Annotated in this window: 21 protein-coding genes; all 21 read right to left on the bottom strand. The window is 38.7% G+C overall.

Annotated features, from left to right (window positions below; genetic code table 11):
* Positions 1-258: 258 nt before the first annotated feature.
* Complete coding sequence (locus tag EUBDOL_RS02700) at positions 259-1,050, bottom strand: histidinol-phosphatase (protein ID WP_022420249.1); 792 nt, start codon at positions 1,048-1,050, stop codon at positions 259-261.
* A 40-nt stretch (positions 1,051-1,090) separates the two neighbouring features.
* The gene (gene truA, locus EUBDOL_RS02705) at positions 1,091-1,849 is read right to left on the bottom strand and encodes a tRNA pseudouridine(38-40) synthase TruA (RefSeq protein WP_004798211.1); all 759 of its coding nucleotides are present in this window, start codon (positions 1,847-1,849) and stop codon (positions 1,091-1,093) included.
* Positions 1,842-2,642 (bottom strand): energy-coupling factor transporter transmembrane component T family protein, encoded by an 801-nt coding sequence (locus EUBDOL_RS02710; RefSeq protein ID WP_004798212.1) that lies wholly within the window; start codon positions 2,640-2,642, stop codon positions 1,842-1,844. The genes truA and EUBDOL_RS02710 overlap by 8 nt, the downstream gene beginning before the upstream one ends.
* Positions 2,635-3,495 carry an energy-coupling factor transporter ATPase gene (locus EUBDOL_RS02715; RefSeq protein ID WP_004798215.1) on the bottom strand — a complete coding sequence of 287 codons (861 nt, stop codon included), beginning with the start codon at positions 3,493-3,495 and terminating at the stop codon, positions 2,635-2,637. Before EUBDOL_RS02715 ends, EUBDOL_RS02710 begins: the two co-directional genes overlap by 8 nt.
* Positions 3,471-4,298: an energy-coupling factor transporter ATPase gene (locus EUBDOL_RS02720; RefSeq protein WP_004798217.1), complete on the bottom strand. Its 828-nt coding sequence runs from the start codon at positions 4,296-4,298 to the stop codon at positions 3,471-3,473. The genes EUBDOL_RS02715 and EUBDOL_RS02720 overlap by 25 nt, the downstream gene beginning before the upstream one ends.
* A 141-nt stretch (positions 4,299-4,439) precedes the next feature.
* Positions 4,440-5,021, bottom strand: a complete 582-nt coding sequence (locus EUBDOL_RS02725; protein ID WP_004798218.1) for a ribonuclease E inhibitor RraB — start codon at positions 5,019-5,021, stop codon at positions 4,440-4,442.
* Positions 5,022-5,094: 73 nt separating this feature from the next.
* Entirely contained in the window at positions 5,095-5,670 is a 576-nt protein-coding gene (locus EUBDOL_RS02730) for an O-methyltransferase (RefSeq protein WP_022420245.1), read from the bottom strand.
* A gap of 52 nt (positions 5,671-5,722) precedes the next feature.
* Positions 5,723-6,814 (bottom strand): M15 family metallopeptidase, encoded by a 1,092-nt coding sequence (locus EUBDOL_RS02735; protein ID WP_004798222.1) that lies wholly within the window; start codon positions 6,812-6,814, stop codon positions 5,723-5,725.
* Between the two features lie 114 nt (positions 6,815-6,928).
* The gene (rplQ, locus tag EUBDOL_RS02740) at positions 6,929-7,294 is read right to left on the bottom strand and encodes a 50S ribosomal protein L17 (protein ID WP_004798225.1); all 366 of its coding nucleotides are present in this window, start codon (positions 7,292-7,294) and stop codon (positions 6,929-6,931) included.
* A gap of 24 nt (positions 7,295-7,318) precedes the next feature.
* The gene (locus tag EUBDOL_RS02745; RefSeq protein WP_004798227.1) at positions 7,319-8,278 is read right to left on the bottom strand and encodes a DNA-directed RNA polymerase subunit alpha; all 960 of its coding nucleotides are present in this window, start codon (positions 8,276-8,278) and stop codon (positions 7,319-7,321) included.
* A gap of 27 nt (positions 8,279-8,305) precedes the next feature.
* Complete coding sequence (gene rpsK, locus EUBDOL_RS02750) at positions 8,306-8,701, bottom strand: 30S ribosomal protein S11 (protein ID WP_004798228.1); 396 nt, start codon at positions 8,699-8,701, stop codon at positions 8,306-8,308.
* 22 nt (positions 8,702-8,723) lie between these two features.
* A complete protein-coding gene (rpsM, locus tag EUBDOL_RS02755; RefSeq protein WP_004798230.1) occupies positions 8,724-9,089 on the bottom strand; it encodes a 30S ribosomal protein S13 in 366 nt (121 codons plus the stop codon).
* A 17-nt stretch (positions 9,090-9,106) separates the two neighbouring features.
* Positions 9,107-9,223, bottom strand: a complete 117-nt coding sequence (rpmJ, locus tag EUBDOL_RS02760; protein WP_008979808.1) for a 50S ribosomal protein L36 — start codon at positions 9,221-9,223, stop codon at positions 9,107-9,109.
* Between the two features lie 22 nt (positions 9,224-9,245).
* On the bottom strand, positions 9,246-9,464 hold the full coding sequence (gene infA / locus EUBDOL_RS02765) for a translation initiation factor IF-1 (protein WP_004798231.1): 219 nt from the start codon (positions 9,462-9,464) through the stop codon (positions 9,246-9,248).
* Complete coding sequence (gene map / locus EUBDOL_RS02770; protein WP_004798232.1) at positions 9,457-10,230, bottom strand: type I methionyl aminopeptidase; 774 nt, start codon at positions 10,228-10,230, stop codon at positions 9,457-9,459. Before map ends, infA begins: the two co-directional genes overlap by 8 nt.
* Complete coding sequence (locus tag EUBDOL_RS02775; protein WP_004798235.1) at positions 10,231-10,878, bottom strand: adenylate kinase; 648 nt, start codon at positions 10,876-10,878, stop codon at positions 10,231-10,233. It abuts the gene before it with no gap.
* Positions 10,879-10,890: 12 nt separating this feature from the next.
* A complete protein-coding gene (gene secY, locus EUBDOL_RS02780; protein ID WP_004798236.1) occupies positions 10,891-12,186 on the bottom strand; it encodes a preprotein translocase subunit SecY in 1,296 nt (431 codons plus the stop codon).
* Between the two features lie 2 nt (positions 12,187-12,188).
* Positions 12,189-12,629: a 50S ribosomal protein L15 gene (gene rplO / locus EUBDOL_RS02785; protein WP_004798238.1), complete on the bottom strand. Its 441-nt coding sequence runs from the start codon at positions 12,627-12,629 to the stop codon at positions 12,189-12,191.
* A gap of 15 nt (positions 12,630-12,644) precedes the next feature.
* Positions 12,645-13,154, bottom strand: coding sequence for a 30S ribosomal protein S5 (gene rpsE, locus EUBDOL_RS02790; protein ID WP_004798241.1), 510 nt, complete (start codon positions 13,152-13,154; stop codon positions 12,645-12,647).
* Between the two features lie 12 nt (positions 13,155-13,166).
* The gene (gene rplR / locus EUBDOL_RS02795) at positions 13,167-13,523 is read right to left on the bottom strand and encodes a 50S ribosomal protein L18 (RefSeq protein ID WP_004798242.1); all 357 of its coding nucleotides are present in this window, start codon (positions 13,521-13,523) and stop codon (positions 13,167-13,169) included.
* 21 nt (positions 13,524-13,544) lie between these two features.
* The gene (gene rplF / locus EUBDOL_RS02800; RefSeq protein WP_004798244.1) at positions 13,545-14,090 is read right to left on the bottom strand and encodes a 50S ribosomal protein L6; all 546 of its coding nucleotides are present in this window, start codon (positions 14,088-14,090) and stop codon (positions 13,545-13,547) included.
* Positions 14,091-14,097 lie beyond the last annotated feature (7 nt).

Below are 14,097 nucleotides of genomic sequence, written 5' to 3' on the forward strand. Positions count from 1 at the left end.
TCGTTCCTATCAGCAGATTACCTATCAAATTCTTACTGCTTATGGCATATTTACAAACCTTTGACAGATAATTCTGAGTACAAAAAAAGCGTATCCTTTAATGAAGAAGATACGCAATCCCTTCTTTTATGCATGTTATAAGCTCAAAACTAAACCGTAAACAAGACATCAATAGATAAAGAGATACATCGTACGCTAAAATCTAACAACTCGTTATCAAACTTCAGCTTGTAAGATTTCAACTTTTTCTCTACTATATCAATGTTCAAAAAAACGAATACTGTCTGTCAATGAAATTCCGATCGTTTCCAAATTATGCAGTGCTTGTTCGTAATATGTAGGATTCGCCAATGCTCTTGGGGTATGTGCATCAATCCCGATAATTGCAGTATTTCCAACCTCTTTCGCAATCTTCCAAAATTCATGATACGGATACTCCTCCACCCGATGAAGCATATTGAATTCTAATCCTGCCCCATTATACTCTAAAGGAATTTGGTATTTTTTAGCAGCTTCACATAGACGATAGCATTGCTCTCTTGTAGTATCATCAAACTTACGTCCGCTACGCATAAATAAATCCGGGTGGCAAAGATAAGCATACAAACCGGTTTTCATTCCCTCAATTGCATCATCTACATAATTTCGTAGTTCATCATCATCAATACAAGCATTCCCATAATAAATACGAAGCTCGTCGCTTTCACGATAATGATTTCCGAAAATAATATAATCCAGCTGCTTTTCTTTTACAAATTGTTTAAGCCATTTCATATATTTAGGGAAATATTCACATTCCAAACCGATTTTAATCGAAATCTGATCCTTATATTTTTCCTTTAATGTCATGATAGAAGAATAGTAATCATCGAACTGTGATAAAGACATTCGCATGTGGGCAACAAAATCACTATCATATCTCCATGGTGAATGATCGGAAAAACCGATTTCCTCATAACCGCCTTTTATCGCTGCCAAGACATACTCCTCATCGCTTCCACCGGCATGCATACACCGATATGTATGTGTATGATAATTTGTTTTCCGCATAATCTACCTCCTAACATATACATAAATTCCCCTTTGGAGTTTAACCCATTGGGGAGCTGTTATCTTGATAATCGACTCTTACCAAATACAAGCCGTTTGCACTGGCTTTATAGCGGCAAGCATGCTTATCCTTCGCCTCTAACATCTGACTTATCGCTTCCTTTGTTAAACGATGCTTTCCAGCTTCAATCAATACTTGCGCAAGCATTCGCACCATATAACGTAAAAAAGCATTGCCTTCAAAAATGATATGAACAGCATTGGCTTCCTGTTGAACCTCTAGGCGATAAATCGTTTTTATACGGGATTTGCGTTCATCTATTTTACTGCTTGTGAAGCTTGTAAAATCATGTGTACCTATAAATACATTCGCACATTCCTGCATATATGCTACATCAAGGCTTTTACGATCCTTTCCCATATAGTTTTCTAAAAACGGATTTAAAACATCGTTGGTAATATAGTAATCATATCGTTTACGTACTGCATCAAATCGAGCATGAAAGCTATCCGATACTTTTTCTACCTTAAGAATGCGAATATCCTTAGGAAGCAAGGAATTGCAGGCACGTACCCATTGTTCATCGGATAATGCTTTTTTGGCATCAAAATGAAATACCTGTGCAAGTGCATGCACATGTGCATCTGTTCTTCCACTTGCTACTATTTCGACTGCTTCTTCATTGATTTTTGCTAAAGCACATTCAATTTCTTCCTGGATAGAACGTGCATTATCTTGTTTTTGCCAGCCTGCATAATTTGTGCCATCATAACAAACAGTTACTTTATATCTATCCATAAATAACGAGCACAACAGTTGCCGCAAGAATAAGCATCGTTCCTGCTAACAATAGATAATCCTTTCCACTCATTTTCAACTGCTTATAACGTGAACGCGGACGATTGGGAATATAGCCTCTTGCCTCCATGGCATAAGCTAAATCCTCAGCACGCTGAAATGCCGATACAAACAAAGGAACGATCAAGGAAAGAATCGCTCTTACCTTTTCCATTAGCTTTCCATTTTCCATGTCTACTCCACGTGATGCCTGTGCTTTCATGATGCGCTGTGTTTCTTCAATCAATGTCGGAATAAAGCGCAAAGCAATCGAAATCATCATCGCAATTTCATGAGCCGGTACATGAATAACCTGAAATGGTTTCAAGAGATCCTCAATCGCTAACGTCAGTTCCAAAGGTTTTGTCGTTGCGGTTAAAATGGTTGTGATCATGATCATCAATGCCAAACGTACAACGATATACAAAGTTTGTGAAACCGCACCGCTGTAAATCGCAAAGCTTCCAATCGTAAACAATATGCTTCCTTCACGCACGACAAGCAAATTGATAATCAATAAGAAGGTAAGCATAAAAAGCATCGGCTTCATTGCCCGCCATAAAAAACTCAATTTTAGCTTGGCTAACATACTTACACAAATAATGCAAATGCCGAGCACTACATAACCTAGATAACCTGCCGGTAAAAAAATAGCAATCATCATCAATAGCATCGCACAAATTTTCGCACGTGGATCTAGACGATGAATGATTGAATTTAAAGGCAGATAGCTGCCTAAGGCAATATTATTCATGCATTTTCACCTCACTTGCGACTACACGTGCCAACTCATCAATATCCAGGATCGTTTTATCAATCGTAAATCCTTTTCGACGCAATTCTTCACGTAAACGAATAACTGCCGGAGGATTGATATGTAGCTGTTCCAATAATGCTATTTGTTCGAAAAAGGAGCGCACATCACAGGTTTGCGCAACTTCACCATTTTGCATGACGACAACCTCATCACAATATTGCAGTACATGTTCCATATCATGTGTTACAATCAGTACGGTTTTATGAAACTCTTTGTTCATGCGTACAAACAACTGCATCATATCTTTTGCCCCTTGAGGATCCAATCCGGCGGTAGGCTCGTCTAAAACAAGCACTTGAGGATCCATAGCCAAAATACCGGCAATTGCAATTCTACGCTTTTGTCCTCCGGATAGATCAAAGGGTGATCTTTCTAAATAGCTCTCGTCAAGTCCGACGATTGATAGCATCTGCTTCGCTTTTTGTTTTGCTTCTTCTTCGCTTACGCCGAAATTTTTGGGTCCGAAGCTAATATCCTTTTCAATCGTTTCCTCAAATAACTGATATTCCGGAAACTGAAAAACAAGCCCTACTTGTTTTCTTAAATCTTTTAAATTTTTCGGTTTTTCCTGTGCATAGATGATTTTATCTATAATTTCGATTTTTCCTTCACTTGGTAATAATAACGCATTCAAATGCTGAACCAAGGTTGATTTTCCACTTCCCGTTTCACCGATAATAGCCGTTACCTTACCTTCTGCAATATCTAAATTAACATTTTTTAAAGCAGCATAAGAAAGCGGTGAATCCGGATTATAGGTATGTGCTACTTGTTTGAACGTAATTGGCATAGTTCTTCCACCACCTTATCTATGGTTGTGCAGGCAGAGATTTCAACCTGCTGTTTTTTTAATGCGTTACGAAATTTCAGGGCGAATGGTATATCCAGCTGTAAATCTAATAGCTTTTGTTCATATAAGAGGATATCATCAGGCTTTCCGTCCATAACAACATGTCCACGATCCATCACGATCACATGATCGGCTGTTGCGACCTCTTCAATATCATGAGTAATGGATATAATCGTAATATTGGATTCTTGATGGATTTCTTGAATCAGTGCATTGATTTCTGCTTTTCCTTGGGGATCAAGCATACTTGTGGATTCATCGAAAATTAAAATTTCCGGCTGCATAGCCAAGACTCCGGCAATTGCTACACGTTGCTTTTGTCCACCGGAAAGTCGGGTTGGCTCACTATTCAGATACTTACGCATATTGACTTTTTCGGCATATCGTTCAATAATATCCTGCATTTTTTCTGTTGGAACCTGATGGTTTTCCAAGCCAAAAGCGATATCATCAGCAACCGTTGCTCCGATAAATTGATTATCCGGATTTTGAAAAACGATTCCTACCTTATTGCGTATATCATACACACTATCAATCGTTAATTCTATTTGATCAATATAAATAGCACCATTTCCTTTTTCCAACAATCCAATTAGCAGTTTAGCAATTGTACTTTTTCCACTACCGTTATGTCCGACAATTGTTGTATAGCTACCTGCTTCAATTTGAAAGGAAACATTTTCAACTGCATTATGTTCACCATCATAAGAAAAGGTTAGCTGTTCTACCTTTATTTTATCCATACTTTTCACTCCTCAAAGCTTATACATTATACAACGAATACCTTATTCTGACAATTCTAAGCTATTTTTTCTGACGATGCAGCAAAAAAAACACTTTTGCCATGTATCTTTACAAAGCTTAAAGTGTTTTCTTTTAATATATTACTTACTAAACCAACCGGAATAACAACCATGATGCTTGCGAGCTTCATTTGCGATATATAAAACATTTGCTGCTACCTTATCAATATCCAGTGGACAGATATGAAGAACATTCAGTGTATTTTCTTCATCACCAACACTTACTACATATCCACGATTGATGATTGCATTCTTAAATGCTTCAAGATCCTCAGCATTTGTAAATGTAACAAGATGTTGAATTGGTCGTTCTTTTTCAATTACAGTTCCTGCTTCCTGCAAATCGCAGATTGCGGATTTAATCGTTTCTTTTAAATCTTCGACCTCTTCCTTTAAAAGCTCCGGGAAATCTTGACTGAATTCTTTTATAGCAGTTTCAGCATGCGCTTTTATATCATTGGCAGCTACGAGCGCTTCCTCCTTTACTGTTTCACAGTTTTCTTTTACATTATTTGTGAAATCCTCTACGGCATCACTTTCATCATCATAAAGCAGTCCTTCATCTAAATCGACGATTTTCTTTTGCTCTTCTTTTTTGATTTTATAGATTGCAAAAGCCGCAACTGCTCCTAATGCTGCTAATACCGGTAATGCTTTTTTCATAAATAATCACCACTTTCTTTTTCTTAGCTTCTACAGCTATTGTATCACAAATATAGGAAAGCATACAGAAAAACTATTTTTTTCTTGATACAGCTATGCCATCTCCCAATTCATAATATTTTGTTTCATAATCATCGCGAGATTCTAAATATAATCGAAAATTTTTAATTTTACGAACAAGCTGCCGTAGACTTCGCGACATTTCTCTTTCCGGGTGTTCCACATAGCCATGGAAAGATAAATTATCGCTGATAATGTATCCGCCTTGTTTCAAATTGCTTTCATAACGCTCGAAAAAACGTTGATATTGCGCTTTTGCGGCATCAATAAACAGCAAATCATATTCGCCATCAATCACCGCCTCTAAAGCATCAGCATGGTATATTTGAATTTGTTTTTGACAAGATGATTTTGCTAAATTTTCACATGCTTTCTGATACCTTTCATCATCACGCTCGATAGTTGTTACATGAATGTCATCATCAAGCATAGCCATACGGATTGCCGAGTATCCTATTGCACTGCCAATTTCTAAAATTCTTTTTATATTATGTTCTTTTATAAAGTCGAGCATAAAGCTTAGCCCTTCTTCCTGCATAATAGGAACCTTATATTCTTTTGCATATTGTTCCATTTCTTGAATAAGCATTATAAATCCTCCTATAATCATTGTATTGTAATATTTCCTAGGTAATAATTATTTAATAATCATTCAAATACTCCTCAAGGGTTAGCCCACTTTGATAAACAGAGGTTGCTGTATCAATGCCAAGATAGCGTACATGCCAAGGTTCATACATATATCCGGTAATATGTTCTTTTCCTTTTGGATAGCGAATGATGAATCCATACTCATGAGCGTGCTGTGCTAACCATTTTCCTGCCGGTGTTTCACCGAAACTATCATCTAATTGCCCGATGTCAAAAGCTAATCCTGTCTGATGTTCTGATTTTCCCGGTTGCGCTGAATAGCGATCTGCTGCCTCTTTTCCATCTCTCGCTACATAATCGTTATATAGCCCTGCTTGGTAATCATAGGAACGATATGCTGATAATGTCGGAAGATCATATCCTTCAAGACTAGCAGCAGTTTGTAGCTTAGCAAGCGCTTGATTCGCTTCTTCGTTATATCCACCAAAGGTTCTTGGAAGGGCATGTTTTTTATTAACAAGCAAAATTCCATTAACATAATATGGCTTCGCTTCATTTTCATTTCCATATTCTGTTGGATTTGAACTTTTCTCCTCCACGATTACCTTATATTTTTTCGTACTCCGATTATTACGAATATCGTGCGCTACTATCTCTACTTCATAGGTTCCGATCGTATCAATATCAACCTTCGATGATACAGTGTAAGAACCGGGTACTGTTTCTTTTGCTTTGTTTAAAGCACCATCTACCACATCTTTAACTCCATTTATATTTTCTTCGGGATCAAAAGAATCTCCCTGCATTATTGTAATTTTCTCTTGCTTTAAATCAATAATCGGTTTTTGTGTATCTTTAATTATTACCTCATGAGTAATAGCTTTGCTTCCAAATGAATATTTTACTTTATAAGTTAATTTTTGCTTCCCTAGTTTTTTCGTATTCAGTTTTGGATATTCCAAAATTTCACCTTTAGACTGTTTTACCAACTCTTTGCTTGTTATTTTTGAACCGTATTCAATTACATTATCTTCCACAAATACAATCGCATCTGCTTTTGATTTCCATATAATACATACCATAATAATACATAGAACAAGAATACTTGCAACAACAATCCCTAGTATTGTTTTCTTTTTCATAGCTTCCTCCAATATAATCAAAGTAATTTATTTTTACTCATCTATATCATACCTTTCTTCACTAAGAATTTCAAATAAAAGAAAAGCACTATGATCAACACAGTGCTTTATAGATTATTTTACTAACTCAATGATAGCCATTGGAGCAGCATCACCACGACGTACTCTTGTTTTAATAACACGAGTATATCCACCGTTGCGATCCTTATAAGCAGGTCCGATTTCATCGAACAATTTCTGAACAGCAGTCTGTCCAGTTTCTTCGTTCACAACAATATCGCGTACATAAGCAGCTGCCTGACGGCGTGCATGTAAATCCCCACGTTTTGCTAATGTGATCAATTCATCAACAACGCTACGAAGTTCTTTTGCTTTCATCTCCGTTGTTTCGATTTGTCCATGAGCAATAACAGAAGTAGCCATGTTACGTAACATTGCTTTACGGTGATCAGCACTGCGTCCTAATTTACGATTCCACATTGGTCATTAACCTCCCTTACGAGTCTATTCGTATGATTTGAAGCTAAGCCCCAGATCATAGATCTTATCTTTAACTTCTTTTAATGATTTCTTACCTAAGTTTCTTACACGCATCATTTCATCTTCTGTTCTCTGTGTAAGTTCTTCAACAGTTTGAATACCTGCACGTTTTAAACAGTTATAGGAACGAACGGATAAGTCTAGATCTTCAATCATCATGACAAGTCCTTTATTTTGAACCTCACCCTGTGCTTCTTTCATCAAAGATTCCATATCGTTTACAGCTTCGTGAACATTCGTTAGTAGCTCTAAGTGATCAATCAAAATCTTTGCAGCAAGCGCAACGGATTCTGCCGGAGAGATTGAAGAATCTGTCCAGATTTCCAAGGTTACCTTATCATAGTGTGCATTTTGCCCAACACGAGTTGGTTCCGCATTATATGCCACTCTTTCGATTGGCGTATAAATTGAATCTGTATAAATGATACCTAACGGTTGATTAGGTGTCTGATATAACTGCTTGTTTGTGTCTGCACTAACATAGCCACGTCCATTGCGTGCCTGCAGTTCCATTTCCAGCATACCGCCTTCTTCCAAAGTACAAATGTGAAGATCCTTCGATAAGACTTCAACACCTTCCGGACAAATAATATCCGCACCGGTTACTTCGCCCGGACCTTGTTTAGAAATACGCAGAGTATAAATCTCATCATCTTGAATTTTCATAACCAATGTTTTGATATTCAAGATCATTGCACTTACATCTTCCACAATTCCCGGAATTGATGTAAATTCATGATATACTCCGTCTACTTTAATGGAAAATACAGCAGCTCCTGGTAAAGAGGAGAGCAAAACACGTCTAAGTGCATTTCCAATCGTTGTTCCAAAACCTCTTTCTAAAGGTTCAAATACAAACTTACCATAATTGTCTGCTTCATTGTATTCTTTTACTTCAAAGTGTGCACGTTCGAATTTTTGCATACGTTACCTCCTCATTTAGGTTTGCGATTAACCACGTGGTCGTTTTGGTGGACGACATCCGTTGTGTGGAATAGGCGTTACATCGTTAATCATTGTAATTTCTAATCCAGCTACCTGCAATGCTCTAACAGCAGCTTCACGTCCAGGACCAGGTCCTTTAACGTTTACTGATACAGTTTTCATTCCATTTTCCATCGCAGCCTTACCTGCAGCCTCACCGGCCATCTGTGCAGCAAATGGAGTAGATTTACGAGAACCTTTAAACCCAAGTGCTCCGGCACTAGACCATGCTACGGCATTTCCGCTTTCATCAGTAATAGTAACGATGGTATTGTTAAAAGTTGAGTGAATGTGTGCACATCCACGAGCAATATTCTTGCGTGCTTTACGTTTACGTGCGCCCGCTTTTACATTCTTTGCCATTATTTAATTTCCTCCTATCGTCCTATTTCTTCTTATTTGCCACTGTACGCACAGGCCCCTTACGAGTACGTGCGTTTGTCTTAGTACGCTGACCGCGTACTGGCAATCCTCTTCTATGACGAATGCCACGATAGCATCCGATTTCCATTAAACGCTTAATGTTCAACTGAACATCACGGCGCAAATCACCTTCTACTTTAATGGTGTCAACTTCTTTACGAATTGCATTTACCTGCTCTTCGCTTAAATCTTTTACACGGATATCTTCACTGATTCCAACCTTAGCCAAAATTTCTTCTGCTGTTGGACGACCGATACCGTAAATGTACGTCAATGACACTACTACGCGCTTATCGCGTGGTAAGTCTACACCTGCAATACGAGCCATTTTACATTACACCTCCATTAGTTTCCTTGTCTTTGTTTGTGTTTTGGATTTTCGCAAATAACCATAACGCGGCCTTTACGTTTAATAATGCGGCACTTATCGCATATTGGTTTGACAGATGGTCTTACTTTCATGCGTTTTCCTCCTTATTCACGACTATTTATGTCGGAATGTAATACGCCCACGTGTTAAATCATAGGGTGAAATCTCAACAGTTACACGATCCCCTGGTAAAATGCGGATGTAATGCATACGGATTTTACCAGAAACGTGAGCCAGAATTTCGTGTCCGTTCGCTAGCTTCACCTTAAACATTGCATTTGGCAGAGTATCTTCAACAACTCCGTCAATTTCAATAACATCTTGTTTACCCATTATCTGGAAGTTCCTCCTTATTCCATGCGGTCAGTATCTCATACCCGTCTTTTGTAACGACAATCGTGTGCTCGAAGTGAACCGCAAGACTTTTATCTTTTGTCCTAACCGTCCAACCATCGTTCATCACTTTTATCTTTGGTTTGCCTGCTAGAACAATTGGTTCAATGGCAAGCGTCATGCCTTCTTCTAAAATAATCCCATGTCCTGCAGAGCCAAAATTCGGAACGCTTGGATCTTCGTGAACGGAAGTTCCAATGCCATGTCCTGAAAATTCACGCGGCACAGAACAGTTATGTGCATACACATACTCTCCGATTGCGTGAGATATATCAGTAAGATGATTCCCTGCTTTTACCATTTTCAAACCCTCGAAAAGAGCATTTTCTCCTATCATCAGCAATTCTCGTGCATTATTGCTGATCTCGCCTACGGTATATGTCCACGCAGAGTCTCCATGGCATCCATGATAACTGGCACCGATATCTACTGAAACAATGTCTCCGTTTTGTAATTTTGTATCATCTGGGATACCATGTACAACAACGGAATTTATAGAAATGCAGGTAGCTGCCGGAAATCCATACAAACCCTTAAAAGACGGCTCTCCGCCGTTTTTTCTTATGACATCTTCGACAATGTCATTAACTTCTTTTGTTGTAATTCCAGCACGCATCGCTGCGCTTGCAGCACGATGTGCAAGCGCAACAATTATACCTGCTTTTCTCATAAATGTCAACTCTTGATTTGATTTGGCTCTCACCATTTACTTCTCCAGAGCTTTCTTTACGTCTGCCCAAACATTTTCCATTGGCTGATTTGCTTCAATCGTATAAACTAAACCTTTATCTGCATAATAATTCATGACAGGGGCAGTCAAACGATTATATTCGTCCAATCGAACCTGCAGGCTTTCCACTGTATCATCTTTACGCTGATACAATTCTCCACCACATTTATCACAAACACCTTCAACAGCCGGGCGTTTTGATGTCATGTGATAGATTTCGCCACAATCCTTACAAAGGCGGCGACCGGTAATACGATTTGTTAATTCTTCAAGTTCAATATTCAATAAGATAACTTTGTTAATTTCCAAATCGCTACCCTTTGATAATTCATCGAAGGCTTTTGCCTGATCAAGTGTTCTTGGATATCCGTCTAACAAGAAACCGTTTTTCTTGTCCTCTAAGTTTTCCAAATAGCTTTTTACCATATTATTAACAACTTCATCAGGAACCAATAGACCTTGATCCATATAGCTTTTTGCCATCATTCCAAGCTCTGTTTGTTTCCCGATTTCACTACGGAAAATATCTCCGGTTGAAATATGGTTTACATCAAAAGCTTCAACGATTCTAGCGGACATCGTACCTTTACCGGCACCGGGTCCTCCCATAATCAATATGTTCATTGCTTTCACCTTCTATTTCTGCATAAATCCTTGGTATGATTTTTGTGTCAATCGTCCTTTGATCTGCTTCACTGTTTCCATTGCTACACCGACAACAATGATAATTCCGGTACCACCGATTCCCATATTTGCAGGAAGGTTGATACTTTTAATCAATGGAAGGGCATGTGGAAGAACAGCAATGAAAGCTAGTCCGATTGATCCTAATACCGTAATTCTGCTTAATACTTTATTTACATAATCCTTTGTTTCCGCACCTGGACGAATATTTGGAATATACGTTCCGGATTTACCTAAATTCTCTGCGATTTTTTCAGGATCGACCTGCAATTTAGCATAGAAGAAGGTAAATAAGATAATCAGAATTACGTAAATTACTAAACTTTCAACAGTCTGCATTCCCATAAAGCGAGCCATTGTTGAGATCCAGCTTGCATCTGGCCAGATCATCTGACAAATCTGTAATGGTGCTACCATAATAGCCGAAGCAAAGATAACCGGAATTACACTCGCGGAATTAATCTTTAATGGCAAGTATGTATTATCCTGCTTTCTCGTTGTTACTGTACTGCTTGTATATTGAATCGGTATCTTACGCTCTGCTGTTTGCATCCAAACAACAAATACGATAATCAATAGATAACAAATAAGATAAATTGCAAAGCTTCCGATACCGGCTGCCGTTGCACTTTCTCCTACCATTGTCTGCCAAGCACTTGTGAACTGATGTGGAAGTCTGGCAATGATACCTGCAGCAATCAACATAGAGATACCATTTCCGATACCCTTCATTGAAATGCGATCACCGATCCACAAAGTAAACATAGAACCTGCAGTCAATAATGTTACAACATATAAAATGGAAGCCCATGACTGTCCGCCAATAAGCAATGTTGTATATTGCTGAGAGAATCCATATACAAGCACAGTTGCTTGAAAGAATGCAAGAACAACCGCTAAATAACGAGTATAGCGGTCGATCTGTTTCTTCCCTGAAGCACCACCCTTAGCAAGTTCTGTAAGGGTAGGAACAACGTCCATTGATAGCAGCTGAATGATGATGGAAGCCGTAATATAAGGACCAACACCCATTGCAAAAATGGATAATTGTTCCAAGGCTCCACCACCTAGCAAATTGATCATGTTGAATAGTGAGTTATTTTCAATACCTTTTGTGAGCTCTGTAACATCTACACCTGGTACCGTAATTGCAGAACCAAAGCGAAAGATAAACAGCATGGCAAGAGTAAAGAAAATTCGATTACGAATATCTTTATTCTTGAACATGTCAACAAAGGTCCTAAACATGATTAGATAACCTCTGCTTTTCCGCCTGCTTGTTCAATAGCACTTAAAGCTGACTTAGAGAATTTGTTTGCTTTAACAGTAAGCTTCTTTTCTAAAGCACCTTCTCCTAAGATTTTAATGCCATCTAGTTCTTTCTTTACTAGACCACATTCAATTAACAATTCTGGAGTAACTTCTGTACCGTCAGCAAAGTTATTTAAAGATGCAACATTAACAATTGCAAATTCTTTACGGTTGAAGTTAGTAAATCCACGTTTTGGCAAACGACGAGCAAGTGGTGTCTGTCCACCTTCGAAACCAAGGCGTACTCCTCCACCGGATCTAGCTTTTTGACCCTTGTGTCCTTTACCAGCCGTTTTTCCATTTCCTGAAGCGTGTCCGCGTCCTACACGGAATGAATCGCGACGTGCACCTTCAGTATATTTCATTTCATGTAATTTCATTTCTTAGTCCTCCTGTTAACCACGAATTTCTTCTGGTTTTTTACCACGAAGACGAGCAACTTCTTCTACTGTTTTCAAGTTCTGAAGAGCTTCTACTGTCGCGTGTACCATGTTGATTGGCGTACGAGATCCGATACATTTAGAAAGTACATCGTTGATACCTGCTAGCTCTAGTACATCACGTACTGCACCGCCGGCGATAACTCCGGTACCTTCAGAAGCCGGACGAAGGAATACCTCACCTGCACCATACGTACCAACGATTTCATGAGGAATCGTTGTACCGATAACTGGTACACGGAATACGTTTTTCTTAGCATCTTCGATTGCTTTCTTAATAGCATCAGGAACCTCGTTGGCTTTACCTGTACCGAAACCAACACGTCCTTTTTTATCTCCGATAACCACAAGAGCAGCGAAGCGGAAACGACGTCCACCCTTAACTACTTTTGTTACACGGTTAATGGTAACAACGCGTTCTTCAAATTCTTTTTCGCGTTCATTTCTTCTTGGTTTACGTTCCATTCGCATAACCTCCTAAAATTTCAATCCGGCTTCTCTAGCTGCATCAGCTAGCGCCTTAACACGTCCAGTGTAAATGTAACCTCCACGGTCAAATACTACATTTTCAATATTTGCAGCTAAAGCACGTTTTGCAACTTCAGTACCAACTGTTTTTGCAGCTTCTACATTTCCACCATTTTCAAGCTTTAGTTCTACAGAGCTTGCAGAAACTAAAGTTTTTCCATTAACATCATCAATAATCTGCGCGTGAATGTTGCTGTTTGAACGGAAAACGTTCAGGCGGGGACATTCAGGAGTACCACTGATTTTGGTACGAACACGCACGTGACGGCGTAAACGCTCATCATTTCTAGATACCTTCTTAAGCATTGTTCAATTTCTCCTTTCCCACTATTTCTTACCTGCTGTTTTACCTTCCTTACGACGAACAAATTCACCCTTATAGCGGATACCCTTGCCCTTGTAAGGTTCTGGTTTTCTTACAGCACGTACATTTGCAGCGAATTCACCAACACGCTGTTTATCAATACCTGAAATTTTAATTTCGGTTGCAGATGTACATTCTACCGTTAAACCATCTTCAATCGCAAATTCGATTGGATGAGAATAACCTACGTTCAATGTTAATTTCTTTCCACTAACAGCAGAACGATAACCAATACCGATGATTTCTAGTTCCTTAACGAATCCATTGCTAACACCTTCAACCATATTTGCCAACAAAGCACGTGTAGTACCATGTAGCTGTTTAATGTGTTTTTCATCGTTTGGTCTTGTTACAGTTAAAACATTTTCTTCTACTTTAATTCCTAAAGCAGGGTTAAACTGACGAGTTAAAGTTCCCTTAGGTCCTTTAACAGTCACCTCATTGCCTGCGGCGATGCTTACTTCAACGCCGGCAGGAATGGTAATCGCTTTATTACCGATACGTGACATCTTCTTA

The organism is Amedibacillus dolichus DSM 3991 (genome assembly GCF_000154285.1).
Taxonomy (GTDB): Bacteria; Bacillota_I; Bacilli_A; order Erysipelotrichales; family Erysipelotrichaceae; genus Amedibacillus; species Amedibacillus dolichus.

What these genes read in the sequence shown, in the direction of transcription:
- EUBDOL_RS02700 (WP_022420249.1), bottom strand. Translation starts at nt 1,050, where the DNA reads ATGCGGAAAACAAATTATCATACACATACATATCGGTGTATGCATGCC.
- truA (WP_004798211.1), bottom strand. Translation starts at nt 1,849, where the DNA reads ATGGATAGATATAAAGTAACTGTTTGTTATGATGGCACAAATTATGCA.
- EUBDOL_RS02710 (WP_004798212.1), bottom strand. Translation starts at nt 2,642, where the DNA reads ATGAATAATATTGCCTTAGGCAGCTATCTGCCTTTAAATTCAATCATT.
- EUBDOL_RS02715 (WP_004798215.1), bottom strand. Translation starts at nt 3,495, where the DNA reads ATGCCAATTACGTTCAAACAAGTAGCACATACCTATAATCCGGATTCA.
- EUBDOL_RS02720 (WP_004798217.1), bottom strand. Translation starts at nt 4,298, where the DNA reads ATGGATAAAATAAAGGTAGAACAGCTAACCTTTTCTTATGATGGTGAA.
- EUBDOL_RS02725 (WP_004798218.1), bottom strand. Translation starts at nt 5,021, where the DNA reads ATGAAAAAAGCATTACCGGTATTAGCAGCATTAGGAGCAGTTGCGGCT.
- EUBDOL_RS02730 (WP_022420245.1), bottom strand. Translation starts at nt 5,670, where the DNA reads ATGCTTATTCAAGAAATGGAACAATATGCAAAAGAATATAAGGTTCCT.
- EUBDOL_RS02735 (WP_004798222.1), bottom strand. Translation starts at nt 6,814, where the DNA reads ATGAAAAAGAAAACAATACTAGGGATTGTTGTTGCAAGTATTCTTGTT.
- rplQ (WP_004798225.1), bottom strand. Translation starts at nt 7,294, where the DNA reads ATGTGGAATCGTAAATTAGGACGCAGTGCTGATCACCGTAAAGCAATG.
- EUBDOL_RS02745 (WP_004798227.1), bottom strand. Translation starts at nt 8,278, where the DNA reads ATGCAAAAATTCGAACGTGCACACTTTGAAGTAAAAGAATACAATGAA.
- rpsK (WP_004798228.1), bottom strand. Translation starts at nt 8,701, where the DNA reads ATGGCAAAGAATGTAAAAGCGGGCGCACGTAAACGTAAAGCACGCAAG.
- rpsM (WP_004798230.1), bottom strand. Translation starts at nt 9,089, where the DNA reads ATGGCTCGTATTGCAGGTGTAGACTTACCACGCGATAAGCGCGTAGTA.
- rpmJ (WP_008979808.1), bottom strand. Translation starts at nt 9,223, where the DNA reads ATGAAAGTAAGACCATCTGTCAAACCAATATGCGATAAGTGCCGCATT.
- infA (WP_004798231.1), bottom strand. Translation starts at nt 9,464, where the DNA reads ATGGGTAAACAAGATGTTATTGAAATTGACGGAGTTGTTGAAGATACT.
- map (WP_004798232.1), bottom strand. Translation starts at nt 10,230, where the DNA reads ATGGTGAGAGCCAAATCAAATCAAGAGTTGACATTTATGAGAAAAGCA.
- EUBDOL_RS02775 (WP_004798235.1), bottom strand. Translation starts at nt 10,878, where the DNA reads ATGAACATATTGATTATGGGAGGACCCGGTGCCGGTAAAGGTACGATG.
- secY (WP_004798236.1), bottom strand. Translation starts at nt 12,186, where the DNA reads ATGTTTAGGACCTTTGTTGACATGTTCAAGAATAAAGATATTCGTAAT.
- rplO (WP_004798238.1), bottom strand. Translation starts at nt 12,629, where the DNA reads ATGAAATTACATGAAATGAAATATACTGAAGGTGCACGTCGCGATTCA.
- rpsE (WP_004798241.1), bottom strand. Translation starts at nt 13,154, where the DNA reads ATGGAACGTAAACCAAGAAGAAATGAACGCGAAAAAGAATTTGAAGAA.
- rplR (WP_004798242.1), bottom strand. Translation starts at nt 13,523, where the DNA reads ATGCTTAAGAAGGTATCTAGAAATGATGAGCGTTTACGCCGTCACGTG.
- rplF (WP_004798244.1), bottom strand. Translation starts at nt 14,090, where the DNA reads ATGTCACGTATCGGTAATAAAGCGATTACCATTCCTGCCGGCGTTGAA.